At 40.3% G+C, this 26,335-nt stretch carries 25 protein-coding genes; 23 read left to right on the top strand and 2 right to left on the bottom strand.

Annotated features, from left to right (window positions below):
• Positions 1-14 precede the first annotated feature (14 nt).
• The 23 genes from LY28_RS03445 to LY28_RS03350 all read left to right on the top strand — a co-directional run bounded on the left by LY28_RS03445 (position 15) and on the right by LY28_RS03350 (position 24,033).
• A complete protein-coding gene (locus LY28_RS03445; protein WP_110460776.1) occupies positions 15-1,064 on the top strand; it encodes a radical SAM protein in 1,050 nt (349 codons plus the stop codon).
• Positions 1,024-2,196 (top strand): glycosyltransferase family 4 protein, encoded by a 1,173-nt coding sequence (locus tag LY28_RS03440; protein ID WP_110460775.1) that lies wholly within the window; start codon positions 1,024-1,026, stop codon positions 2,194-2,196. The genes LY28_RS03445 and LY28_RS03440 overlap by 41 nt, the downstream gene beginning before the upstream one ends.
• Entirely contained in the window at positions 2,168-3,415 is a 1,248-nt protein-coding gene (locus LY28_RS03435; RefSeq protein WP_110460774.1) for a nucleotidyltransferase domain-containing protein, read from the top strand. Before LY28_RS03440 ends, LY28_RS03435 begins: the two co-directional genes overlap by 29 nt.
• A 55-nt stretch (positions 3,416-3,470) precedes the next feature.
• Complete coding sequence (locus LY28_RS19040; protein ID WP_165835480.1) at positions 3,471-3,620, top strand: hypothetical protein; 150 nt, start codon at positions 3,471-3,473, stop codon at positions 3,618-3,620.
• Between the two features lie 50 nt (positions 3,621-3,670).
• The gene (locus LY28_RS03430) at positions 3,671-3,940 is read left to right on the top strand and encodes a PqqD family protein (RefSeq protein ID WP_110460773.1); all 270 of its coding nucleotides are present in this window, start codon (positions 3,671-3,673) and stop codon (positions 3,938-3,940) included.
• 49 nt (positions 3,941-3,989) lie between these two features.
• The gene (locus LY28_RS03425; RefSeq protein WP_110460772.1) at positions 3,990-5,132 is read left to right on the top strand and encodes a radical SAM protein; all 1,143 of its coding nucleotides are present in this window, start codon (positions 3,990-3,992) and stop codon (positions 5,130-5,132) included.
• Positions 5,133-5,266: 134 nt separating this feature from the next.
• Positions 5,267-5,413 carry a hypothetical protein gene (locus tag LY28_RS19035; protein WP_165835479.1) on the top strand — a complete coding sequence of 49 codons (147 nt, stop codon included), beginning with the start codon at positions 5,267-5,269 and terminating at the stop codon, positions 5,411-5,413.
• A gap of 41 nt (positions 5,414-5,454) precedes the next feature.
• Entirely contained in the window at positions 5,455-5,586 is a 132-nt protein-coding gene (locus tag LY28_RS19655; RefSeq protein ID WP_278302557.1) for a hypothetical protein, read from the top strand.
• A gap of 31 nt (positions 5,587-5,617) precedes the next feature.
• On the top strand, positions 5,618-6,562 hold the full coding sequence (locus LY28_RS03420) for a hypothetical protein (protein ID WP_110460771.1): 945 nt from the start codon (positions 5,618-5,620) through the stop codon (positions 6,560-6,562).
• Positions 6,550-7,029, top strand: coding sequence for a S24/S26 family peptidase (locus LY28_RS03415; protein WP_110460770.1), 480 nt, complete (start codon positions 6,550-6,552; stop codon positions 7,027-7,029). Before LY28_RS03420 ends, LY28_RS03415 begins: the two co-directional genes overlap by 13 nt.
• A 28-nt stretch (positions 7,030-7,057) precedes the next feature.
• Complete coding sequence (locus tag LY28_RS03410; RefSeq protein WP_110460769.1) at positions 7,058-8,779, top strand: ABC transporter ATP-binding protein; 1,722 nt, start codon at positions 7,058-7,060, stop codon at positions 8,777-8,779.
• 107 nt (positions 8,780-8,886) lie between these two features.
• Entirely contained in the window at positions 8,887-9,645 is a 759-nt protein-coding gene (locus LY28_RS03405; RefSeq protein ID WP_110460768.1) for a tyrosine-protein phosphatase, read from the top strand.
• Entirely contained in the window at positions 9,642-10,310 is a 669-nt protein-coding gene (locus LY28_RS03400; RefSeq protein ID WP_110460767.1) for a sugar transferase, read from the top strand. Before LY28_RS03405 ends, LY28_RS03400 begins: the two co-directional genes overlap by 4 nt.
• 340 nt (positions 10,311-10,650) lie before the next feature.
• Positions 10,651-12,123 carry a GumC domain-containing protein gene (locus LY28_RS03395; RefSeq protein WP_110460766.1) on the top strand — a complete coding sequence of 491 codons (1,473 nt, stop codon included), beginning with the start codon at positions 10,651-10,653 and terminating at the stop codon, positions 12,121-12,123.
• 44 nt (positions 12,124-12,167) lie between these two features.
• Positions 12,168-13,301, top strand: a complete 1,134-nt coding sequence (locus LY28_RS03390) for a glycosyltransferase family 1 protein (RefSeq protein WP_110460765.1) — start codon at positions 12,168-12,170, stop codon at positions 13,299-13,301.
• Between the two features lie 72 nt (positions 13,302-13,373).
• Positions 13,374-14,348 carry a glycosyltransferase family 2 protein gene (locus LY28_RS03385; protein ID WP_110460764.1) on the top strand — a complete coding sequence of 325 codons (975 nt, stop codon included), beginning with the start codon at positions 13,374-13,376 and terminating at the stop codon, positions 14,346-14,348.
• 83 nt (positions 14,349-14,431) lie between these two features.
• Positions 14,432-15,520: an EpsG family protein gene (locus tag LY28_RS03380; RefSeq protein WP_110460763.1), complete on the top strand. Its 1,089-nt coding sequence runs from the start codon at positions 14,432-14,434 to the stop codon at positions 15,518-15,520.
• Positions 15,521-15,547: 27 nt separating this feature from the next.
• A complete protein-coding gene (locus LY28_RS03375; protein ID WP_110460762.1) occupies positions 15,548-16,291 on the top strand; it encodes a glycosyltransferase family 32 protein in 744 nt (247 codons plus the stop codon).
• A gap of 39 nt (positions 16,292-16,330) precedes the next feature.
• Entirely contained in the window at positions 16,331-18,709 is a 2,379-nt protein-coding gene (locus tag LY28_RS03370; protein WP_110460761.1) for a polysaccharide pyruvyl transferase family protein, read from the top strand.
• Positions 18,684-20,102, top strand: a complete 1,419-nt coding sequence (locus LY28_RS03365; RefSeq protein WP_110460760.1) for a lipopolysaccharide biosynthesis protein — start codon at positions 18,684-18,686, stop codon at positions 20,100-20,102. Before LY28_RS03370 ends, LY28_RS03365 begins: the two co-directional genes overlap by 26 nt.
• Before the next feature lie 153 nt (positions 20,103-20,255).
• Positions 20,256-21,656 carry an undecaprenyl-phosphate glucose phosphotransferase gene (locus LY28_RS03360; protein ID WP_165835478.1) on the top strand — a complete coding sequence of 467 codons (1,401 nt, stop codon included), beginning with the start codon at positions 20,256-20,258 and terminating at the stop codon, positions 21,654-21,656.
• A 103-nt stretch (positions 21,657-21,759) separates the two neighbouring features.
• Positions 21,760-22,260 carry a VanZ family protein gene (locus LY28_RS03355; RefSeq protein WP_110460758.1) on the top strand — a complete coding sequence of 167 codons (501 nt, stop codon included), beginning with the start codon at positions 21,760-21,762 and terminating at the stop codon, positions 22,258-22,260.
• Positions 22,261-22,425: 165 nt separating this feature from the next.
• The gene (locus tag LY28_RS03350) at positions 22,426-24,033 is read left to right on the top strand and encodes a CTP synthase (protein ID WP_110460757.1); all 1,608 of its coding nucleotides are present in this window, start codon (positions 22,426-22,428) and stop codon (positions 24,031-24,033) included.
• Between the two features lie 164 nt (positions 24,034-24,197).
• On the opposite strand, the gene LY28_RS03345 is transcribed toward LY28_RS03350, so the two are convergent.
• Together LY28_RS03345 and LY28_RS03340 are read right to left on the bottom strand one after the other, a co-directional pair.
• A complete protein-coding gene (locus LY28_RS03345) occupies positions 24,198-24,764 on the bottom strand; it encodes a hydrolase (protein WP_110460756.1) in 567 nt (188 codons plus the stop codon).
• 167 nt (positions 24,765-24,931) lie between these two features.
• On the bottom strand, positions 24,932-26,128 hold the full coding sequence (locus tag LY28_RS03340; protein WP_242981135.1) for a MalY/PatB family protein: 1,197 nt from the start codon (positions 26,126-26,128) through the stop codon (positions 24,932-24,934).
• Between the last annotated feature and the right edge of the window lie 207 nt (positions 26,129-26,335).

The raw sequence follows: 26,335 nt of genomic DNA, 5'->3' as shown, positions 1-26,335 counted from the left end.
TGAGGAGAATAAGTATGAAAAGGACGTTATATGGCTCTGTAATTATTACATACCGCTGCAATGCGAGGTGCAACATGTGCAATTGCTTTCGTGATCCAAGCAAGCCTGAGGAGGAGCTGTCCTTGGATTTGATTAAAAAGCTTCCGGAGATGGCTTTTACAAATATAACAGGTGGTGAGCCGTTTATACGCACAGATATAGGAGATATTGTAAAAGAACTGTACAAAAAAACAAATAGAATTGTGATATCAACAAACGGTTATTTTACAGACAGGATACTTGCGTTATGCGAGGAGTTCCCTGAGGTGGGGATACGGATAAGTATTGAAGGCTTGCAGGCAGCCAATGACAGGATAAGAGGGCTTCCCAACGGCTTTGACAGAGGATATGGCACCTTGAGGAAGCTGGCGGCCTCCGGGCATAAGGATGTAGGCTTCGGCTGTACGGTTCAGGAAATGAATACTGAGGATCTTATTCCTTTATACAAGCTTTCCGAAGAGCTGGGAATGGAATTTGCAACTGCGGCTCTGCATAATTCCTTTTATTTCAGGAAAACCACAAATAAAATCAAAGACAGGCTGAAGGTTTCAAAAGCCTTTGAAGAGCTTATAAATAAGCTACTCAAATCAAACTCCCCCAAGAAGTGGTTCAGGGCATATTTTAATCATGGACTGGTGAACTATATATATGGAAATAAGAGATATCTGCCTTGCGAAATGGGAAGCAACGGTTTTTTTGTAGACCCTTACGGGTATGTCCTGCCTTGCAACGGCAGCTCTTCAAAAATGTCCATGGGAAATTTAAAGGATAAAAGCTGGGATGAAATCTGGAAGTCAAAAAAGGCTGACGAAGTCAGAAAAAAAGTGAAATCCTGTACAAAAAATTGCTGGATGATAGGCAGTGCGGCACCTGCCATGAAACAGAGAATATGGGTTCCAATGCTTTGGGTTATCAGGCATAAGCTGAAGGGAGGCTACAGCTTGTGTGAAAATAAATTTATAGACACTAAGGAGTATGGCAATTATGAAAATCGCAATGATAGGGCAGAAAGGTATTCCGTCTAGAGCCGGAGGAATAGAAATACATGTCGGGGAGATTTCGGAAAGGCTTGCCTTTCTGGGCTGCGATGTGGAAGTGTATTGCAGAAGGGATTACTGTGACAGGAGGTTTGACGGAGAAAGCTATAAAGGAATAATAATTAAGTATACGCCTTATATAAGGTCAAAGCATCTTGATACTATCACCCACACCTTTACTTCCACAATAAGTGCGCTTCTTTCGCACTGCGATATATTTCATTATCATGCACTGGGACCCTCAACTCTGGCCTTTATACCCAGACTCTTCGGGAAAAGGGTAGTGTGTACGGTTCACGGACTTGACTGGCAGCGCGGTAAATGGGGCAAGCTTGCTTCATTATATCTTAAGCTCGGAGAATATGCCACAGCCAGATTTTCTCATAAAACAATCAATGTTTCTAAAAACCTTGTTAATTATTACAGAGAAAAGTATGGCTTAGAAACAGGGTATATTCCAAATGGCGTTGAACGGCCTGATTTGATGAAACCAATGCTTATAAAGGAAAAATACGGTTTGGATAAGGATGACTACATATTGTTTCTGGCAAGGCTTGTGCCTGAAAAAGGAGTACATTACCTGATTGATGCTTTCGGAAGAATAAGAACGGATAAAAAATTGATAATAGCAGGAGGAGCAAGCCATAGTGAAAAATACGAAAATGAATTGAGGCTGCTGGCAGGGAGCAATGAAAATATTATTTTTACGGGTTTTGTAAGAGATTTGGAATTGGCGGAGCTTTACAGCAACGCTTATTTTTATGTTCTTCCATCAGATGTCGAGGGACTTCCGATCAGTCTGCTGGAGGCAATGAGCTATGGAAACTGCTGCTTAGTCAGTGACATAACCGAAAATACTGATGTTATAGGAAGTATCGGCTATAGCTTTAAAAAATCAAATGTAAGGGACTTGGAGCAAAAGCTTGGCATGCTGCTTGAAAATAAGAGCAGGGTTTTAAAAGTGAAAGGACTTGCCGGGCAATATATATTAAATAAATATAACTGGGATCAAATAGCTGTTAGTACGAAGCACGTTTACACAGCTGTTGCGGAATCCGGGAAAAAAACAAGTAAAAAATGGAGGATGAAAGATGACGGCAAAAGACAGACTCTTAACTGAAATATTAAGAACAGCAATTTACAGCAAGGAATTCTATATAGATAAATCCGTCGCAGATTCAATTAACTGGGAGGAAATCTACAAGGAAGCACGTGCTCATCAGGTTCATACGTTGATTTACCCTGTGATAAAGCAAGTTGACCCGTCAATGGGACCTGACGATAAATTGATGGCAGTCTGGAATATATCTGTAATGTCCTGCGGAATTCAAATGATATGTGATGAGATATGGCTCGGAGAGGTTATTGAAAATCTTGCCGCAGCCGGAATTGACTCGATAGTGCTTAAAGGAATGGCAATAAACAAATGCTATCCTTATCCGGAACTTCGTACGATGGGGGATGCGGATATATTGGTGCACGAAGAGGATATGGTGAGAGCTGCCGAGGTGCTGGAGAGGCTGGGATACTTTGGACAGAGGGATACTAAGACAAAGCATATAGAATTCTTTAAGAAGAATTCCATAACCATTGAATTGCACAGGCTTTTGATTGATTATGACTTCATGCGGTATAAAGAAAGCTTTCACGATGAAATATGGAAGAACAGAGTGTCCGTAAATCTTGGAACAATAAAAGCAAATATTCTGTCATGGGAAATGCAGATTTTGCATATATGCATACATATGGCTTCACATATTTCACACGGAGGCTTCGGACTCAGACAATTATGCGACCTTGTCATAGTTACAGAAGCAAAGAGAAATGAGATTAATTGGAATATTGTCAGAGACAGGTCAATAAAATATGGCATTGATAACTTTGTATATGCAATATTTTTAGCCTGCAACAGAATATTTGAAATGGAGGTTCCGCCTGAAATAGCTTTCAGGAGTATAAGAGAACATGGGAAAATAGATAAGCTCATAGAGGATATTCTTGCAGGAGGCAACATGGGCAGAAAGGATATTTACAGAACCTCGGCCAATGTGCTTTTGAATAATTCAAGCACAGGTGGTGAGCTTAAATATAGAAGCAAATTCTCAAAGGCTGTGCATTTGCTTTTCCCTGACAGAAATAAACTGGTAAAAAGGAAAAAGTACATGTACGTGAGAAGGACTCCGTTATTTTTGCCCTTAGCGTGGATGCACAGGATAGCTTATGGCGTTAAAAGAAAGGATTTCAGTTTTCATGACAAGAAAGAAATTTTCAGGAATAGCGAGCTTAATTTGATGGCAGAGGAGCGAAACAATTTATTGGAATGGTTAGGCCTGAGATAGCGCTTTAAGGCCTCGGAAACAAGAGCTGACAAAATAAATTAAGGAGGATGTATACATGAAGGAATATGTAAAGCCAAGTATGGAAGTGATTAGACTCCGCCCGGAGGAAGGTATTGCACATTTCGGCTCTGATAGCGGCGGTGAGGAGATAGACGTGGGAAGCATACGTATATCCTTCTGGTTCTTATGCGACAGGTATAAGTAAAAGCAGTGCTTTTTAAAAATACACAAGAAATATTTTCGGAGGGAAAGGGTATGAAAATCAAAAGTGGTTTTATGCTGCGTGAAATAGCAGGTCAGTCTGTGGTTGTACCGTTAGGGGCAAGAGTAGTGGAGTTCAACGGAATAATGACATTGAGTGAAAGCGGTGCACTGCTGTGGAGAGAGCTTGAAAAAAATTCAACAATGGAGGAAATGGTGGAGTTATTATTGACCGAGTATAGCATAGACAGGGAAACTGCCAGAAATGATGTTGAGCAATTTGTTCAAAGCATGCTGGACAGCAGTCTTATTGAGAATGTCTAACGAGCTCCGTAAATAAATTGTATGCCGGAAACCCGGCGTGGAGGTTGTGATGAGCCTGAATTGGATAGACTTCAGTAAAAAATTATCAGAAAATGCAAGGGCAAACGGAATTCCCCTTTCGGGAGCCTTTGAGCTGACTTCAAGGTGCAATTTTAAATGTAAAATGTGTTATGTGGCATGTCCCGCAAGGGACAAAAGGGCATTATCCCGGGAGCTGTCCGCGGGTGAATGGATTGAGCTGGGAAAGCAGGCGCGTGATGCCGGATTATTTAATTTAATTTTAACAGGAGGAGAAGTTTTTGTAAGACAGGACTTCCCGGAGATTTACGAGGCCTTGTGTAATATGGGCCTAAGCCTGACCATATACTCAAATGCAAGCCTTATAACTCCTGAAAAGGCCCGCTGGCTGGGAAAGCTGCCTCCTTCCAGACTTAGTGTGACAGTATATGGAGCGTCTCCTGAGACCTATAAAAGAGTTACGGGAAGCACAGACGGTTTTAAAAAAACCATGAGAGCTCTGGAGCATCTAAAAAGCGAAAATATCAGTCTTGAAATAAAAACAACAGTAGTTGAAGGAAACTTCAGGGACTATGAAGGGATATATAAAATTGCACATACATATTCTGATAATCTGGGTATTGTCAATTATATATCTCCCAGAAGAGAGGGCTGCGGCTCCGATCCAACGGGAAACAGGCTTTCTCCTGTTGATATAGTGAATTATGAAAGGTACATAAGTGAATACGGGCAAAAGATGAGAACAGTTAATAAGAAGCTGGAATTAAAAATAGGACAGGATGAGATGGAAGAGCAAGCCGGGCTTGCCGATACGGAAGATAAAGCTGGGGAAGGCTCTGCCTTTAGCTGTCAGGCGGGTAAAACTGCTTTTTGGATAACCTGGGACGGAAGGATGGTGCCTTGCGGACTTCTGAATGAGCCTGCTGCCGTGCCGCTTCAAGTTGGGTTCTCAAATGCCTGGCAGAAATTGAGAGAAGGCTGTACGCTGGTGCCGAAATGTAAGGCCTGCAGTAAGTGTGATGTCCGCAGTGAATGTATGGCGTGTCCCGGAAGGCTGATGTCAGAGACAGGATGCTTTACAAGGCCGGCACAATATCTTTGTGAGGCAGCTCGGTACAGAGCGGAATTAAAAGGACAGGATATTCAGGCAATCGCAAGGGCAGGTTACTATTAGCTGAAGAACAGGGGGAATATGGGCTGATAGTCTGGGCTTAGAAGGCAGCTGCCTGAGCAGGGGGTCGAACAGCAGCATTGCTGCTGATAAAATAAATTAATTAAGTGCAAGACTTTTAACCGGAGGTGAACAGAATGAAAAAATACGTTTCTCCAAGGATTGAATTGGTACATCTGAGGACTGAGGAAAGAATGGCAGGAAGCATATGTACAGGAGCATGCCCTGAAAATGTTGTTTACAATGGTATTACTTATTATGCTTTGGCAGGTCCGGCAAAGTGATACAAAAACAGGAAAATAAATTATATAAGAGAGGTGAAAAAATGAGAACATATGTAAAACCTGATATGAGAATAATTAATTTAAGAGCTGAGGAAAGAATTTCAGGAAGCTGTATTGTTGTGGGGTGCTGCCCCGGAGCAAACGGTCAGTTATTAACCACAAATGCTGTTTAATTAAAATCAAAAATGAGGCTGCAGTTGAGGGATGTCATACGGCAGCCTCAAACATGCCATAAGGCTTTATAAGACTGATGCAGGGAGTGAAAAAATGTTTGCTTATAATGTGGCTGGTACAAATATACATATTGAAACCTGCAATAATTATTTGACCGGCAGAATGAAGGACTTTGAATGTAATAAACATAACAATCCGGATATATCGGCAGAAATTGCTCAGCGCTCATATATAAGAAGGCCTAAAGGCCGTTTGCTGTTTTCGGAAAACTTAAAATGGCTGAAAAAGGAAAGGGAAAGTGACGGATTTCATATATACTGCACTGACAGAAAGGAAAAGGAGGTGTTGTTTCATATGGACACAAATATGGAGTGGAGCAATGCAAATATAGAATGTTTAAGACAGGAAACAGATGATGAGGCTCCGGAGTTAGTGAAAATATGGCCTGATATGCATACCTTTATGCTCATGGGAATAGTTTTCAGAAATAATCTTCTGTATAAAAACGGGATAGTGATGCATGCATCCTCAATAGCATGGAACGGAAAGGGAATATTGTTTACTGCACCTTCCGGGACAGGCAAGTCAACACATGTAAGGCTGTGGGAAAGGTATATGGGTGCGGCTGTTAAGGTTGTCAATGATGATACTCCCGCTGTCAGGTTTATAGGGGAAGAGCCTGTTCTGTGCGGTACACCCTGGAGCGGTTCCTCGGATAAATTTATAAATACCGAGGTGCCTGTAAGGGCAATAGTTGTATTGAGTCAGGCTTCAGACAACAGTATTCTGAGGCTGAATGCCTTTGAAGCGCTTCCGCTGGTAATGCCCAGATGCTTTTTACCGTATTTTGATGAAAAATTAATGAGGAAGGCTTATGATGTGCTGGAAAACATAATAAAAAAAATACCTATTTATCATTTGAAATGCAGACCTGATAAAGAGGCAATGGAGTTGGTGTATCAATGTGTGAGGTAAAGAAAATAAAAGCTGCCGAGATGTTTCCAGCAGTTAAAGAAATTTTAGGAGACGGAGGCAGAGTGTGGATAACTGTAACAGGTATGAGCATGTATCCGTTTCTGCGTGAGGATGAGGACTGTGTCGAGCTCTCACCGGCAAGAATTGACACGATAAAAAGGGGTGATATTGTTCTCATACAAAGAGTAACCGGAGAATACATATTACACAGAGTTCTAAGAAAGGAAAAGGACTGCTTTTATATTATTGGTGATGCACAGCGGCGGATTGAAGGACCGTTAAGAGCAGGACAGCTTATTGCTGCGGTGACTGCTGTAAAGAGAAGTAACTGCCGGTTTGCATGCCGGAATAAGCTGTGGAAGCTGCTGGTGGCAGTATGGATGAATATTATTCCACTTAGGCGGGTGATTATAAAGGGCCTCAGATTTGCTGCAAGGATTAGGAGAGCTGTGGTGAAGCCGGCTTAATGGATATGTTTTTTTCGCAGGAGGGAAAATGAGAATTGTAACTGAACTTAAAAGAATGCGTGAGTACTCAAGCTGGATTTTTGGAAATGCCCGGGGCTTTAAAAAAAATATTGCAGCAATAATACTTCTTGATGCTGCTGCCGCATTGGCAGGAGTGGCAGTTGCAATTCTTTCAAAAAATCTGATTGACAGTGCGGATAAGGGAAATATCAGCAGAGCCGTAATTTATGCGGGAATATTCGGAGCACTTATTCTTCTCAATTTGGGCATTAAGGCTTTAACCTCGGTTTTATCGGTAAGGACCTATGAATTAATGTCTAACAGCATCAGAAAACGGATGTTTTCGCGTATCAGCATGTCAGAATGGCTTCATGTCACCAAATACCACAGCGGAGATATACTGACAAGACTCACCAGCGATGTTGGAAACGTAACGACCGGTGCTGTCAACACGCTGCCCGGTATTATATGCCTGTGTGTCCAGCTGGCGGCAGCCTTCGGAACACTTTTATACTATGAACCGATGCTTGCTGTATCAGCATTTGTAATTGGCCCTTTTACTGTGTTATTGAGCAGAATATGGGGAAGAAAGCTTAAAGCATTGAACGTTAAGGTACAGGAATCGGAAGGGGCATACAGGGCATTTATTCAGGAAGCTTTAGAAAATATGCTTATTGTAAAAACCTTTCAGCTGGAAAAGAAAAATGTGACGGCTATCTCACAGCTCCATGGCATAAGACTGAAATGGGTGATGAAAAAAAGTATTACAGGGATTATCGCCGGTACGGCGCTAGGCCTCGGATACTGGACGGGATATTTGCTGGCCTTTTGCTGGGGAGCTGTAAAGCTCAGCAGGCAGGCAACCACATTTGGAACGCTTACAGCATTTTTACAGCTTGTTTCACAGGTGCAGGCCCCTTTTATGGGATTAGCAAGCACCATACCCCAATTGATTTCCGCGATGGCATCATCGGAAAGGCTGATGGAGTTGGAAGCTCTTCCTTTAGAATGTTTGCCTGAGGAATTGCCTGCCAGAGCAGCAACAGGAATATGCTTAAATGATATAGCCTTTTCTTACGAAAGAGATAAACCAATATTGAGAAAATTAACGGCATATATACAGCCGGGGGAAACAGTCGGGCTGATTGGAGCCTCCGGAGAAGGCAAGACTACCTTAATCAGGCTTTTATTGGCACTTGTTAAGCCTGAAAACGGGAAAATATCATTTGTTGAACAGAGCGGACAAGAAATATCGGCTTCTGCCCGGACAAGAGATTGGATATCTTATATACCTCAAGGGAATACACTATTCAGCGGAACTATAGAGGAAAATATAAGAGCAGGCTGTCCCGGGGCATCCGGCGAAGAAGTAGAAGCGGCGGCAAGAGCTGCATGTGCTATGGGCTTTATAGAAGAATTAGCCGAAGGGATACAGTCTAAAATAGGGGAAAGGGGAATAGGCCTTTCCGAGGGGCAGGCTCAAAGAATATCTATTGCGAGAGCCATACTCAGAAAGGCTCCCGTACTGATTCTGGATGAGGCTACCTCAGCTTTGGATACCGACTCGGAAATGCAGGTTTTAAAAAGCATACACGAGCTGAGCCCGCCAAGGACCTGTATAATAATTACGCATAGGCTGACTGCCCTTAGAATATGCTCCAGAATTTTTGAATTAAAAAATGGATGCCTGATTAAGAAGAGCATTGATGAGACGGAGGATTACGGGGAGCGTAAGGTCAATTACGGTTGAAAAATTCGTCCGATAGAATTGAGACGACAGCAATTGACTTTTAGAGATGCGGCGCCGGCGCACAAGATACGAAATACAAGTTTTCAAAAGTTTCGGGCAGGAAGGATATGGTATATATGATTGACATACACAGTCATGTTATATTCGGAGTTGATGACGGGCCGTCAAATATAGCGCAGTCACTGAATATGATTAAAGAGGCTGAGAGATTGGGAATAAGCTTGATAGTCGCCTCTCCGCATTATCAGGAGGCAGTTTATGATGCGGAGCGTGTTGAGGAAAACTACCATGAGTTATTATACCGCGCCGGTGATTATGATGTAAAAATAAACATGGGATACGAGGTTTTTGCTAACCCTAAGAATCAGTCTCTGGTTAAAAACCGCAGAAAGCTAAGTATGAGCAAATCAGGAATTATACTTTTTGAATTTCCGTATAATGCCAGTCCTCAGAATTGTATTGAAATGGTATGCAAATTCAGATTGCAGAAAATTATTCCCGTTATAGCTCATATAGAAAGAAACAGGGTATTTATTAACAAATTGGAATACTATGTCGCATTTATAAAGGCAGGCTGTTATATACAGCTTGATGCAGCCAGTATAGTAGGGATATACGGCTCTAAAATAAAGGAATTTTCAAAAAAGCTGCTGCAAATGAAGTTTGTTGATATAGTGGCATCAAATGCACATTGCTCTGATGATTATGTAAATTGGTATGCACAGGCCTTTAAAAATGTGTCGAACTGGATTGGCAAGGAAGAGGCAAGCGTGCTTTTTCATGACAATGCCAAGAATATTATAGAAAGCGGAAACAGTGATGATTTGGCATATGGGAATATATTAAGATGGGAGCGTCTTGTATGAAAGACATAGAATATACTGCGGATTATATAGTTGAGCAGAGGGCAATGTTCGGAAATGTATCCTTACTGTACTTATTCTGCAAAAGAGCTTTTGACGTAACGGCTTCTTTTATAGCTGTAATACTGCTGCTGCCGCTATTTCTGATAGTAATTATTCTTATAAAAGCAGACTCGCCGGGGCCGGCCTTCTTCAATCAGAAAAGGAGCGGATTCAAAGGGAAGGCCTTTAATATGTATAAATTCAGGTCTATGGTTAATGATGCAGAGGATAGGTTTAAAGAGCTGGAGGATAAAAATGAGATAAGCGGAAATATGTTCAAAATAAGGAATGACCCCAGAGTAACAGGCTTTGGTAAAATATTGAGAAAAACCAGTATTGACGAATTACCTCAACTATTCAATGTTATAAAGGGCGACATGAGTATTGTGGGACCTAGACCGCCCATAGGCAGAGAGGTGCGGAAATATGATGCCTGGCACAATTTGAGGTTGTCTGTGAAGCCTGGTATTACGGGACTGTGGCAAGTCAGCGGGAGGAATGAGCTTGGGTTTGAGGATATGTGCAGGCTGGATTTAAAGTATATACGCGAAAGAGGCTTCCTGTATGATATGAAAATAATAATAAAAACAATTCCGGTGCTTTTGGGAGACAAAAGGGCGTCCTGACTAAAGCCGACAGTAGTTGGCCTGCAAGGCAGCAGTTCAAAAATAAAGTGTGCCGCAGAGGAAAATTTTCTGCAGGTGCATTTTTTTATGTCAAAAAAAGTTAAGGCTTTTTATGATAAATTTTTAATAATTAATACAAAAAAGATTAAATGTGCCATATTATAATTGAAGTTTCTATTATTTTATGTTAAAGTTACGTTGGTGTTTTAAACAAAAATGTATAGTTAATATATTTATAGAAAGTTATTCTAAAAAATTATATTTATGCCTGTAAGATTATTCAGGGGAAGTACAAAAGAAGTAACTGTTGTTGTATGTGTTGTTTATGGGGTGAAATTCGATGGAAGTTTTAAAGAATAAAAAGGTTGAGGTGGTTCTCAGTCAGGACAGAATCAGCAAGGGCATAGATATAAGTCTGAGAGATATTATTGAAATCATATTAAAGGGTAAGTGGCTTGTGGTTGCTGCGGTTGTAATAGGTATGCTTTCAGCTGTTGCAGTTGGTACGTATATACAGTATTTACAGCCCTATAAAGGGTCGGTAAGTATGATAGTTACATTTAATTTTAACGGCATTGAAAAAGGTCTGGACCCATACGGAAATGATTTCGATATCAGCAAGGCAAAGTCTCCGGAGGTTTTAAGCAAGGTGGTTGAGAATTTGAACTTATCCTCATATGGCATGTCTGAAGATAAAATAAGAACAAATCTTAAGTTCATACCTATAATTCCGGGGAATATCACAGAGAAGATTAAGTCCCTTGAGGAAGCAAAAATGCAGAATGTTGCAGATAGTCAGGATTATACATATTATCCGAATACATATCTGATAACACTAAATTTGCCGCGGTCGTTTTCTATCAGTTCTGTTGAGGCCAGAGAAGTGCTGGATGAGCTTTTCAAGCAGTATAAAAAGTATTTCTACAGCAGCTATTTCAGCGGAGCGGCACTGACAGATGATTTAGGCCCTGTTGACTACAGCAGCTATGATTATCCCCAGCAGGTCGAGGTACTTAAAAATCAATTTGCGATAATACAAAATTTCCTTAAAATAAAAAATAAAGAAGCAGGTGCAAGCAGCTTCAGGGCTAAAAAGAATGGATTTACCTTCAATGATATAATTGAATCAATAACGGTGCTGGAAAAGGTTGACTTGCAGAATATAGGAGCTTTAATAGATTCATATAATCTTACGAAGGATAAGGATGCTCTTGTTAAGCTCTATGAGTACCGGATACAGGAATGTGAGATTACTTCAAGGAAAAAAACTGACGAGGCAAACATATATTCAAGTTCTATAGACAAGTACCAAAAAGATAAAAATATTATTGTTATGCCCGGTAACGGAAGTAAAATCTCCGAGAATTCTATAGAGACAAATGAGACCAGCAAGTATTATGATGAATTGATAGAGAAGTCCATTTCAGCCGAGGCAGATGCCAAAACGGCAGGACATGATGCTGCTTATTACAGAAGCCAGATAGATAAATTGAAAAAGGATACGGTTGACATATCCAGCAAGAAAGAAGCCGAAAAGAAGGTGCTTTCTATGCTTGAGGCTATCAGAAAGAAGTTCGTGGACTATATAACCGTTTCAAATGATACCGTTCGGGAATATTACAATTCCGAGCTGTTTGAAAGGGCCATGACTGTAATTTCACCGCCTGAGTATTTAAATTCAGTATCAAAAATGAAATTATATCTGGCAATAGGTATACTGGCGGGCTTGATGCTTGGAGCAATTGCAGCATTTCTTAAGGAATATTGGAAAAGGTCGGGGAAAAGGCGGGATTATGAGCTGCTGTCGGAATAGAAGAGATTTTCAAGGATGTTATTTTAATTTTCGGAGTGAGTATAGTGGTTGGCAGAGATATGAACGGTCATGAGGCGATAAGGGTATTGCAGGTTGTAGGCAAGATGAATAATGCGGGAGTAGAAACAGTGGTTATGAATTACTTCCGCAATATTGACAGAGGCAGGGTTTTGTTTGATTTTATCATTGACAGTGACTCAAAGAATCCTCCTGTTGAGGAAATAGAAAGCTTGGGCGGAAGGGCATATATTGTTCCGCCTTACAAAAGCATGCTGAGGTATCTGTTCTGCGTATTTAAAATAATCAAAGAAAACAAATATAAAATAGTGCATTCACATTTAAATACTGTAAGCGTTTTTCCGCTTTTTGCTGCATTTCTGGCAGGGGCTGATATTCGGATAGCCCATAATCACAGCACCGCTGTCAGAGGTGAGCCTAAAACTGTACTGAAAAACGTATTTAAGCCTTTCGCAAGGATATTTGCCACACATTATTTTGCCTGCTCGGAGTATGCGGGAAGATGGCTCTTCGGAGACAGGAGTGTTGAAAAAGGAAACGTAGCTATCATTAATAATGCAATAAATACGGATAACTTTAAGTTTGATGAGGGCGTAAGAAATGAAGTCAGACATGAGCTGGGCATTGAGGATAAATTTGTTATAGGTCATGTTGGGAGATTTGTCTATCCGAAAAATCATGAGCTTTTGATAGATATTTTCAGCGAGGTGTATAAGCTCAACAATAATGCGGTGCTGGTTCTGGTGGGTGACGGTGATTTAAAAGAGGAAGCCGTTAAAAAGGTTGAGCATATGAGGCTGAAGCATGCGGTGAGGTTTTTAGGAAACAGAATGGATTCCTATAGATTTTATCAGGGCTTTGATGCTTTTGTACTTCCTTCGCGTTATGAGGGCTTGCCTGTTGTGGGTCTTGAGTCGCAGGCATCTGGAGTAAGCTGCTTCTATTCTTCTGAAATTACTGACAAGGTTAAGGTAACAGACCTGGTTGAATTTATCTCCTTACAAAAGCCAGCCTTATACTGGGCGGAGAGAATCCTACAAGCAGGCAGAAATGCCAGACGTTCCGGCTATATGGAACAGGTGGGAAGGGCAGGATATGATATAAGGAGGGAAGCCGGAAAGCTTCTGAATTATTATGCTGACTATACTAAATTGCAGTAAGGTCCGGCTCAAAGCTGATTGACATTGTATAGTCCTGTAGGGTGTATCTGGTGTAATGGAGTGGTGATAAATATGAAACCTATGATTAGTGTAATAGTGCCTGTGTTTAATGTGGAAAAGTATATAAGAACATGTATTGAAAGCATTGCAGGGCAGACATATAAAAATCTTGAGATTATTTTGGTGGATGACGGGTCTGAGGACAGCTGCGGACAAATTTGCGAGGAGTATGCAAAAAAAGACCGCAGAATAACAGTTATACATAAAAGCAACGGAGGGCTGTCAGATGCCCGGAATACTGCTATTGACAGAGCCGGGGGAGAATATATAACCTTTGTGGACAGTGATGATTCTCTGGAATACGATTATATTGAATATTTGTATAATCTCATTGAAAGGTATTCTGCCGATATCTCTGTATGTAACATTAACAGAATATTTGAAGGCGGGTTTAGGGAGGAAAATATTATTTCAGATATCCAGTCTGAGTATTCTCCGCAGGAAGCGCTCGAACAAATGCTTTACCAAAAGCTGTTTGATGTTTCAGCCTGTGCGAAGCTGTACAAAGCGGAACTGTTTGCCGGAATAAGGTATCCTAAGGGCAAATATTACGAGGACTTTGCCACTACTTATTTGCTGTTTGACAAGTGTGCAAAAATTGCTTACGGTGCATTGCCAAAATATAACTACTTAATAAGGGAAAACAGCATAACAACCTCTCAATTTTCTCAGAAGAGGATGGAGCTGATTGATATATCGCAGCAAATGCTGGATTTTATATCTGCTGAATACCCTGATATCAGGCGGGCTGCTATATCAAGATTTATAAGTGCAAATTTTCAAATTTATTTGCAGACTCCCAGAGACAAGAAATTGTTTGTAGAGGAGAAGGCAAGGATTATTGACAATATAAAAAAATACAGAAAAACTGTTTTGTTTGACAGCAAAACCAGAAGGAAGAATAAGCTTGCAGTAATTTTTTCGTATGGAGGTATGGCATTACTTAGATTCGGATGGGACAGATTTTGCAGCGGCAAAATAGCTTGAGAGGCTCGAAAACAGAGTTTGTACAACGAAATTTTGCGCCCAGACGGGGCGTATAGGTTAATGTGTAACAGGGTGATTTGAAAATGATAGTGTACATAATTGCAGCAATGCTGTCCGTTGGGTTTGCTCACTTAATCAAGGATTCTGAATACTTCGACATCTATGATGGAAGGATAAGTGTGCAATATCAAAAAAATTTATATAATTCAATTTTTACAGGCCTGTCTTTTATTCCGCTGTTTATTACGGCTGCAATAAGATGGGATGTGGGCTCCGATTTTATAAATGTATATGCATATGGCTTTAACTACATAATCGCCAATGGAGATCATCTCAGGTGGGAAAGAGGCTTTACACTGCTTATAAGGATTATAGCCTTGTTTACCGATGAATGCCAGTGGATGTTTGCGGGAACGGCATTTGTTTTTTGCTTCTTTGTATACAGGGCTGTATTTAACAGCTCAAAAAATGCCTGTCAAAGTATATTGCTTCTTGTACTTACAAGCCTGTATTTTTTTGCATTGAATGGTATAAGGCAGGGGATTGCATTAGCAATTTTTTTGTATTCGGTTAAGTTTATAAAAGAGAAAAAACCTGTGAAATATGTTTTGATGATTGGAGTAGCCGCAGCCTTCCATACTATATCGCTGATTTTTTTACCTCTGTATATCATCTGCAATTTGAAAATTTCTCCTAAGGCCGGGCTTGCAGTCATTTCAGTGTCAATGATCAGTGCCCCGTTTGCAGGTGTGATATTTAAATTTGTTGTTTCACAGACCAGATATGTATCTTATTTCGGCAGCCTGTATGATGTTCAGGATACGCCGTATGTACATATCCTGATAAATACCGTAATTACAATTATTGGCTATGTGTACTATAATAAAAATGAAGGAAATTCAAACTATAGAATATATATGAATATACAATTAATGGCTGCAGTTTTTACCATTTTTTCAGGTTCTATTATAATAGCCGAAAGAATAATTTTGTGCTTTGAAACGGTACAAATATTGTTTGTTCCTGAAATACTGCATTCGGAGGAGAACCTTTTGATAAGAACCCTTATCAAAGCCGTAATATATTCGATGTTTACCTTTATATTGGTGTACGGTACGGTGGTACTTGGGTGGTATGATGTTTTGCCGTACAAAACCTTTTTAAGCAGATAAGAAATTGTTGAAACAGGAGAAAATAATGTGACGAATATACCTAAAATAATTCATTATTGCTGGTTCGGAGGCAGCCCGCTGCCAATTTCCGCAGAAAAATGCATTGCCAGCTGGAGAAAATACTGTCCTGATTATAAAATTATTGAGTGGAATGATAAAAACTTTGATTATAATTGCAATCAATATGTTTCCGAGGCATATCAGGCAAAAAAGTGGGCATTTGTTTCAGATTACGCAAGGCTTCATGCTCTTAATGAGTACGGCGGAATTTATATGGATACTGATGTTGAGCTGCTGAAGAATTTAGAGCCTCTTTTAAGCTGCAATGCATTTTCAGGCTTTGAAAATAACGATTCTGTCCAAACGGCTGTAATGGGCGCGTCTGAAAATAACAGCTGGATAAAAATGCTGCTGGGCTATTATGAAAACCGGAGCTTTATAAAGGAGGACGGAAGCTGTGATTTAACAACAAATGTAGTCACAATTACAAGCTTAGCAAAGGAAGCTTACAATATCAGGCCGGATAATTCCATGCAGGCTTCAGAGGATAACACAGTGTTTTATCCCAGTGAATACTTCTCACCTAAGAATTTTGAAACGGGAGAAATTAAAATTACTCATAATACATATTGCATTCATCATTATGATGCATCATGGCTTTCAACCGGAAAAAAAATAAAGCATTTTTGTACAAGCAAGCTGAAAATACTGATGGGGCAAGAGCGAGTGGCCAGATTCAAGAATTGCTTGAAAATAAAGAGAGTACTTTAATAAGTTTTTGTGCCGGAAAAATCCGGTGTGGAGGTTATTTTGAATAAGATTGCGGTAATGACCTGGTACCACTATAATAATTTCGGTACTGTATTACAGGTGTATGCATTAAATGAAATATTAAAGGAATTAGGGCATACTCCCGGAGTTATAAATTATATACCTGACGACAAGCGTATTTGGACAATAAGTAATATATTTGAGGAGCCTCTGCTTTTTACAAATAAGCTATTAACGAAAATCAAGAGAAGCCTGAAAGTCTATGGGACTGATGACAATAAAAGGGATGAAGCCTTTGAATGCTTCCGAAAGGAGCATATCGCTATGACAAGCAGCTGTAAGACTGCCTCGGAGCTGTATGCGCTAAACAGGCAGTTTGACGTATTTATTTGCGGAAGTGACCAGATATGGTCTCCCGATACCTTCAATCCTAAATATTTTCTTGATTTTGTAAGCAATACTTCCGGAAGGATTGCTTATGCTCCAAGTATGGGCGTGGCTGCAATTGAAAATAATGATGTCATGGAGCACATGAAAAAGGAGATACAGAGGTTTAAGCACTTATCTGTGCGTGAGGGTGAAGGAAGCAGCTTAATTCAAAAGCTTACGGGACAGGAGGCAAGAGTTGTATTGGACCCTACCTTGCTGAGGGATAAAAGCATGTGGGATAGGCTGGTATCTTCAAAGGAGTATTTGAATATCCTTAAAAGGCCATATTTGTTATGCTATTTTTTAGGCAGGTGTGAAAGGTATTGGCATAGCGTAAGCAGAATAGCAAAGCTGCTGGATTTGGAGGCAGTAGTCATCCCTGTTCATCCGAATGACTATAAAAGAGGGTTTGAAGTTATAAAGGGAGCAGGTCCGAAGGAGTTCTTGGAGCTTTTCTCAGGAGCTGAGTTTGTGTGTACAGATTCCTATCATGGGACTATTTTTTCGATAATCAATGAAAAGCCGTTTGTAGTTTATAAAAGATTTTCCGATAAAAGCAAGAAATCACAGAATTCAAGGATATACAGCCTCCTTCGCCTGCTTGGGCTTGAAGGCCTGCTATACTCGGGAAACGACAGGGAGTCTGCTGCGGGTGCGAAGGATATAGACTATAAGAACGTTAAAATAATAATAGAAGAAAAGCGTAAAGAATCCATAAAATTTTTGAAGGACTCGATAGCTGACAGCTTAAAAGCCCGGACGTCTTCAGAATTCAAGATTACAAATACATGCTGCGGCTGCGGGGCTTGTGAGGCTGCTTGTCCTCAGGCAGCTGTTTCTATGGAGCTGGATGGACTTGGATTTTTAAAGGCTAAGGTTGACAAGGACAGCTGCATAAAATGCAGGGTCTGCATATCTGTGTGCCCTTTTAACGGCAAGTCTGTGCCGCAAATCGGCAAGGAGGGGGACAAGCTGTTTATGGGCCGCTCAAAGTCCGCGGAGGTACTGAACAAATCCTCATCGGGAGGTGTTGCACATGAAATAGCAAGCTTTTGCTGCGAAAACGGCTATGCTGTCACAGGCTGTATTTATGACAATGACAAAAGACTTGCAAGGCATATGCGGATTGCAGCCGGAGCGTTATCCGGGCTGAAAGCTCTTCAAGGCTCGAAGTACCTGCAGAGCCATTTCGGCCAAAGCATAAAAGACACGATAGCCTCGGAAAAAGCGGCAGTATTCGGTACACCCTGCCAGATTGCAGGACTTGCCAATTTGTTGAGTTCAAAAGGAATAAGAGATAATTATGTGCTTGTAGACCTTATTTGTCATGGGGTGCCATCGGATATCCTATGGAAAAGATATCTTGAAGAGCTGAATCTCCGGTCCGGAAGAGGAACCCTGCACAAGGCTGATTTCAGGTATAAGCCCATGGGATGGCAAAAGAGGTACATAAGAATTGAAAGCGGAGAAAAGGTTTATACGGAAAAAGATACCAAGGATTTGTTCTATAGGTTTTATAAAGCGGGGAATTGCCTTGCGGAGTCCTGCTACGAATGCAATTACAGGACATCCGGCTGCGCGGACATCCGGCTTGGTGATTACTGGGGTGAAAAATATAAAAGGGAAAAGACAGGTGCTTCAATGGTGCTGGCGCTTACACAAAAGGGAGAAAAGCTTCTTGAAAGCTTATATAATGCTAAGGCTGTGGCTTTGGAGGAAAACAGCATAACCGACTATTGGGAAATACAGCACCCGCAAAATGAAAAAAAACCACTTTTTTATTATCGTATGCTGTCTGATATGAAAAGCGGCAATAATTCTTTAAAAGCACTGGCTGACGAATATTGCAGGCAATATGAGCAAGCCCGGCTGATTTATAAGGCAGCCGGCAGGTGCGGGAAAATAGCTGAAAGGCTTACAAAGGTCAAGTACTTTAATTTAAAGAACAGGAGGGAAAATACAAATGAGCAGCGGAAAAAGAATGATTAAAACAACTGCGGTATACTTTGCCGGCAATTTCGCATCAAAGCTGCTGATGTTCTTTCTGCTGCCGGTGTATGCCGCTTATTTAAATACTGATTCCTTCGGTACGGTGGATTTGATAATCAGTACTCTTCCATTAATAGCACCGGTTTTCACTTTGCAGTCAACAGAAAGCGTATTCAGGTTTATTTGCGGTGAGGAAGACGAAGCGGAGATAAAAAAAGGCATCACAAATGCATTAGGTATATTTGTTTTCGGAATCGCCGCCTTTACGGTTTTATATATTCCGATAGCAAGGACAGTTAAATATAGTTATTCATTTCTATTATATATGTATTTTGTCCTGACATACATCGGCATTTTTTTCCAGCAGGTTGCGAGAGGTGTTAAAAAGCATAAGGAATATGCGGTTGCAGGAGTTCTTACAACTATAATTCAGGCTGCCTTAAATATAATCTTAATAGTATACTTTAAAATGCAGGCTGAATCTCTTTTGATTTCGGCAGGTGCGGCCTCATTGGCGATTACTGTTTTTCTTGTCTTTAAGTCAAAGATATGGAGATACATAGATATTAAGCTGATAAATAAAGTAGAAATAAAAAGTCAGCTGAGATACGGAATACCTTTGATTCCAAACCAGATATGCTGGTGGGCAAACAGTGCGTTCTGCAAATACGTTCTTCTGTACTTCTGGGGATCTGGCAATACAGGTGTCTTTGCTTTTGCAAATAAATTTCCTAATTTTATAGTTGCGGTTAATTCGATAATTATTCTGGCTTTTGTGGAAAATCTTATACTGGAATACAAGTCCCCCGGCTGCAATCAGTTTTTTTCAAAATGGTTCAAGCTGTTTTTGATTTTGCAGATAATACTTGTTGCAATGCTTCTGCCTATAACAAAGGTATATAATACTTTGACGATATCACCGGCTTACAGTGCGGCCGCAGCATATATACCCATATTATATATAAGCTCCCTGTTCAGCGCACTTGCTTCTATGATTGGAAGCATATACACCGCGTCAATGAAAACAGTTTATGCGTTTACTACTACGCTTGTATCCGCAGCTGCAAATGTGGTTTTCGGGGTATTGCTGATTCCCGGACTGGGGATATACGGTGTGTGTATGGCAAACTTAATCTCTTCCGTAGTGCTTCTGGCAGTCAGGATATCAACGGTTAAAAAGATAATGCCGGTCAGGTTAAATTTACTTGAGATATGCCCTGCGATTATCCTTCTTGCGATAACCTTTGCAGGATATTATTTGTTTAATATTTATCTGCAGGCAATACCTCTGCTGATAATAATTGCTTTTATTCTTGTAAAATATAAAAATGAGATGAACTTGATAATGGGCCTGCTGAAAAAAAAGATAGGAAATATATCCGCACACACTTAATATTTCGGTAAAATACACAAAATTAATATTTGATTGAAATTTTTCACTTAAAACCATTGTATTTCCAAAAATATAATTGTATACTTTGAAAGTATGATAAGTTTTGTATTATTTTATCATACTTTCAATAATTATCTTAAGGCGGTGCTGGTTTTGAATAGTAATAGATTTAAGTTTTTCAGTAAATCTATTTTATTCGTGGATATTTTACTAACAGTAAATTCTTTTTTTATAGCTTATTTCATTAGAAATGTATTCTTCGGAAAGGTTTATGGATTTTTATCCCAGTTTAGTAGGTACACATGGATAGTAGTGATGGCGGCAATTATTATTCCGATATTTATGTCAATTTTTAAATCCTATGAAAGAATTTTGGAAGATAAATGCAGAATGATAGTTTTAAGAACGGTGGTGTCTGTATTTACAGGCATAATATGCATGTCGGCAATTCTGTTTCTGGCGGGAGACCAGTCCTTGAGCAGGCTGTTTTTAGGGATATTCGGATGTACGGAGGTTTTCGCAATACTTTTAGAAAGAATAATTCTGAAGGCTCTGATAATTTTCTATTCCAAAAACAATATACATAAAAAAAACATCCTGATAGTGGGATGCGGGAATACCGGTAAAATATACTATGAAAGAGTAAAGGAGCATAACAGGCTGGATTTGAATGTAATAGGCTTCATAGCTCTGAAGGCTTCCGGCAGCGATGAAGAAAACGGTATAAAGGTCATCGGCACAATAAGTGATTTGGGGAGCATAGCAAAACGTTATAATGCCAGTGAAGCTGTAGTTGCCCTTTCCGCGCAGGAGTACGGTGAACTGCAAAACGTACTTTCGGTATGTGACAGGGAAGGCTTGAGGGTAAGCATTATACCCTCTTATATTGAGTATCTTAAGGTCAATATGAGGGTTGAAAATATGTCGGGTGTCCCTATTATAAATGTCAGGGAGGTTCCTCTTGACTCCATTGAAAACAGGATTCTGAAGAGAATCTTTGATATTATTGTGTCGTTTCTGGCAATAATAATATTGTCACCTGTCTATGTAATGATAGCACTTGGTGTTAAGCTGACTTCTCCCGGCCCCATGCTTTTCAAGCAGGAACGGGTCGGTGCGGGCAATAAGCCTTTTATGATGCTGAAGTTCCGCTCAATGTGTATTCAAAAGGAAGATGATGAAAAGACAAAGTGGACTACGCCCAATGATACAAGAGTTACGAAATTTGGCGCGTTTATCAGAAAGACAAGCTTGGACGAGCTGCCTCAGTTTTTCAATGTATTAAAAGGAGATATGAGCATAATAGGCCCAAGACCTGAAAGACCTTACTGGGTGGAAAAATTCAAGGATGAAGTCCCGAACTATATGCTCAGGCATTATATAAAAACCGGTATTACGGGATGGGCGCAGGTAAACGGATATAGAGGAGATACTTCTATAGAGGAAAGAATTAATTGCGATAATTTCTATATCCACAATTGGAGTATGAGGATGGATATAAAGATAATGTTTCTGACAGTTATTGAGACTCTTGTCAGGAGAAATGCATATTAAGGCTGTCCATAGGCAGCTTTAGCCTATAGTAATTGACTCTATAAAGGCATGTAATAATATATGCCTTTAATTTTATGTCTAAACATAACGAAGGAAAAGGAATATGAAAAAGCGAAAAATAAGTATAGTTGTTATTGCTTTAGCGGGGATTTGGCTGGGAGTCATTTTTTTCATGTCATCACAAACTGCTGCGGATTCCACACAAATGAGCAAGACAATCACAAGAACTTTTCTTGCGGTTGGTGAGAAGGCAGGAATTGTAGAGGAGGGAGCGAGCACCTCAAATGAGCTTATAAGCAAATATGACCCTGATACACGGAAAATGGCACATGTCATTATGTATTTTTTGCTTGCAAGCGTAATATTTGCCGCCTTGTGGGAACTGGGAGCAAATAAAAACATATCAGCTGTAATTAGCTTTTTTGCAAGTATTTGTATAGCGGTAATTGATGAAATAAACCAGATGAGCTTTACAGGCCGGAATTCAGGGGTAGTAAGCGAGGGAATTGCCGATATTTACAGGGATGCCTCCGGTATAGGCATTGCGTTGGTTATTTTATTAGTATTGAGAGCTGTTAAAGAGATAAAAAACAGAAAAGTATAATAAAACTTTTCTATTTCATGATAAAGATATTGACCTTTGCCATAGCAAAATATAAAATATTAAAAGTATGAGTTAAACGGATAGAGTTATCATATAATTTTAAATTTTTAAAAAACGTTTCTATATATCGTATTTAAGTAGGAAAGTGTCGAGAGGAGCATAACAATGTCAGTAAAGTATATCTTCGTAACCGGTGGTGTGGTTTCAGGTTTGGGAAAGGGAATTACGGCGGCATCATTGGGAAGGCTTTTAAAAGCAAGAGGAGTACATGTAACTATTCAAAAATTTGATCCATATATAAATGTAGACCCGGGTACTATGAGTCCATACCAGCATGGAGAGGTTTATGTGACTGAGGATGGAGCAGAGACAGACCTTGATTTAGGCCACTATGAGAGGTTTATTGATGAAAACCTCAGTAAAAACAGCAATATTACAACAGGAAAGGTATATTGGTCCATTATTAACAAGGAGAGAAAAGGCGATTTTCTCGGAGGTACCGTTCAGGTAATTCCTCATATTACAAATGAGATCAAAGACAGAGTATACAGGGTTGGAAAGTCTGAAAGAACTGATGTTGTTATAACAGAAATAGGGGGAACGGTAGGAGACATAGAAAGTCTTCCTTTTCTTGAAGCAATCAGACAGGTATCCACGGATGTGGGGAGGGAAAATGTTATGTATATTCATGTAACACTTGTTCCATATCTGTCAAAGTCGGAGGAGCTGAAGACCAAGCCTACTCAGCATAGTGTCAAGGAGCTGAGAAGCATAGGCATCCAGCCTGATGTTATTGTCTGTAGAACTGAAAAATATATATCTCAGGATATGAAGGACAAGCTTAGCTTATTCTGTAATGTACCTGAGGGAGCGGTTATTCAGAATCTTGATGCTGAGGTGCTTTATGAGGTTCCGCTTATGCTTGAAAAGGAAGGCCTCGCAAAGATTGTATGCAAGAGATTGGGTTTAGAATGCAAGGAGCCTGATTTAGCCGAATGGGAGGAAATGGTAAGAAGGCAGAAAAATCCGAAAAGCTCTGTTACAATTGCCTTGGTAGGCAAATATGTTGAGCTGCATGATGCATATTTAAGTGTTGCGGAGTCATTGCGTCACGGCGGAATAGGCAATGATGTTGAGGTGGATATCAAATGGGTAAATTCTGAGGAAGTTGAGAATACAGATATCGGTGAGTATCTTAAGGATGCGGACGGGATAATTGTTCCCGGAGGGTTCGGTGACAGGGGAATAGAAGGGAAAATTAATGCGGTTACCTATGCAAGAGAGCATAAAATTCCATTCTTCGGAATATGTCTCGGTATGCAAATGGCTGTTGTGGAGTTTGCAAGAAATGTTGCCGGACTTCACGATGCAAACAGCTCTGAGTTTGGGGAGACTCCTTATCCTGTAATAGACTTGATGCCGGAGCAGCGTGATATTGACGAATTGGGAGGCACAATGAGACTAGGGGTTTATCCGTGCAAGCTTAATGAGGAATCCGAGATATATAAAATTTACAACGATGAGCTTATTTATGAGAGGCACAGACACAGGTATGAGTTCAATAACGAGTATCGTGACACCTTTATGAGGCACGGAATGGTCTTATCGGGACTTTCACCCAGCGGGAAGCTTGTTGAAACTATTGAACTTCTTGAGCATCCATGGTTTGTGGGAGTTCAGTTCCATCCTGAATTTAAATCAAGGCCCAACAAGCCGCATCCCTTATTTAAGGATTTCATAAGGGCTGCATTTGATAAAAAGCAGAATAGCTAGTTTAAACCCTTTCTAAAATGTATATTTACAAGTTTTTCATTAATAAAGCCATGTATAGAAATTTATTTTCAAATACATGGCTTTTGGTTATCCGGTTCTTACCCGTTATAACAGCTTCTGTCTTAATGCAGGTATCAAGGGCTGTAGGACACTCCTGCTGAATATCAGTGTATTTTGTCTTCTATTTGACGCATGGCAAGAATAGTTTGCTCTATTAAATAGTCAAGTGTCCATTCCAGCATACCGGCACCGCGTTCGATAACCTCACGGGAGCAGCCGGCAGCAAAGTTCGCACTTTTGTATTTCTTTTTTACAGATTTCAGCTCCAAATCGGAAACGCTTTTTGACGGACGTAATAATGCGGCAGCACCTATTAAACCTGTCAGCTCGTCCACCGCATACAATACCTTTTCCATCTGATGCTCGGGCTTAATATCCACTGTCAGGGCATAACCGTGGCTGGCCGCAGCATGAATCAACCGTTCCTCCAGTCCCAGCTCCCGCATGATTTCCTGCTGCTTTATACAGTGCTGCTCGGGAAATTGCTCAAAATCCAGATCATGAAGAAGACCGACAATTCCCCAAAAGTCAACGTCCTCAGCATAACCCAGTTTCTCTGAAAAATATCTCATAACTCCTTCTACAGTCAAGGCATGCTTAATATGAAAGGGTTCCTGATTGTAATCATTCAGAAGCTTCCATGCATCGTCTCTTGATAATTCCTTATTCATTGTTATTGGCTCCTTTCATAAAGTCAATTACGGTTGAAACCTTCGCCTTCCAGGCGAACATATGCTTTCAAGCATTTATTTGAAGGTTTCAACGGTTTGGGTTTTAGGGGTTGTACTTTAGGAGGCTTTAGCCTCAAACTCAAACTATAGGCCGATGGAATCGGTTTTTAGCCGATAGTAATTGACTTCAATGCTTGAAATATTCTGCGAGTTGCCGTAATTAATACGGAGCTTGGACATGCTATATTCATCCTCATAAATCCGCTGCCGCCTGAGCCAAAGGTGCTCCCGTTATGCAGCCAAACTCCCGCTTTTTCCAAAAACAGAGTTTCAAGCTCAGCTGCTGTAAGCCCTAATTTCCGGCAGTCCAGCCATATCAAATAAGTTCCTTCAGGTTGAATCAAGGATATACCGCTAAGCTTTAAAAGCGCGTTGCGCAAGATAGTGATATTTCCCTGCAGGTAGGCAAGCAGTTCGTTCAGCCATACCTCTCCGTGCTGATATGCGGCTTTTGTTGCAGCGATTGCCATGGTATTCAGATAGCTGTAACCTGTTGCAAGGCAGGCTTCCTGTATTTTATTACGAAGGGCCTCATTTGCCACAAGAATATTAGCCGCCTGCAAGCCAGCCAAGTTGAAGGTTTTTGTCGGAGAAGTACAGGTTATCGTACGCTCGGAAACTTCATCTGAAACGGAGGCAATCGGGATATGGTTATTACCATCGTATATAAAATCGGAATGAATTTCATCCGAAACAATGTACACACCATGCTTCACGCATATACGTCCGATTTCCTGAAGCTCCTTCCTTGTCCAGACACGTCCTACCGGGTTATGAGGGGAACAAAGGAGAAAGAGCTTTATTGAGTTTGAAACGATTTTTCTTTCAATATCCTCGAAGTCAAATTCATACCTGCCGTCTATTAAACGCAGCTCTGAAACCACCGGCTGACGCTTGTTTGATAAAATGATTTTTGCAAAAGGATAATAGACCGGCTGACAAATCAGCACACTGTCCGACTGCTCGGTTAATGCCCGTAAGGAGGCTGCAATCCCAAACATTATGCCCGGAGTCTTAATGTTCCATGAGGGGTTTATCTTCCAGCCCATGCGGCGATAATACCAATTGCACAATGCTGCATCATAGCTCTCGTCGGTATCTGTATAACCGAAAATGCCATGCTCTGATACGGCTGTCATAGCATGAATAACTGCCGGGGGAGACTGAAAGTCCATATCCGCAATCCACATTGGGATCAATTCCTCCGAAAGGATTTTCCCGCGCAGATTGTATTTGACAGAGCCTGTATTTTCCCTGCTGTGCAGGGTATCAAAAAAGTTTTCTTTAAAATTAAAATTAATCAATGGCAGACTTCCTTTCAATAATTTCTTGTCCGTAAGGCAAGTCTTAATTAAAATAATGAAATTTAACCAAATTTTAAAGCACACAAAACATATAAGTTTAGTATGATATTATTGTATGTAACCTAGATATCTTTTGTCAAGAAAAATAAATATACAAAGTTTTTTTTAACTGTAGTTGACAGGAAGGCAACAAGGTGTTATCATAAT

The sequence above is a fragment of the Ruminiclostridium sufflavum DSM 19573 genome, assembly GCF_003208175.1.
Classification (GTDB): domain Bacteria; phylum Bacillota; class Clostridia; order Acetivibrionales; family DSM-1351; genus Ruminiclostridium; species Ruminiclostridium sufflavum.
This window is presented reverse-complemented; position numbering and strand designations above follow the sequence as displayed.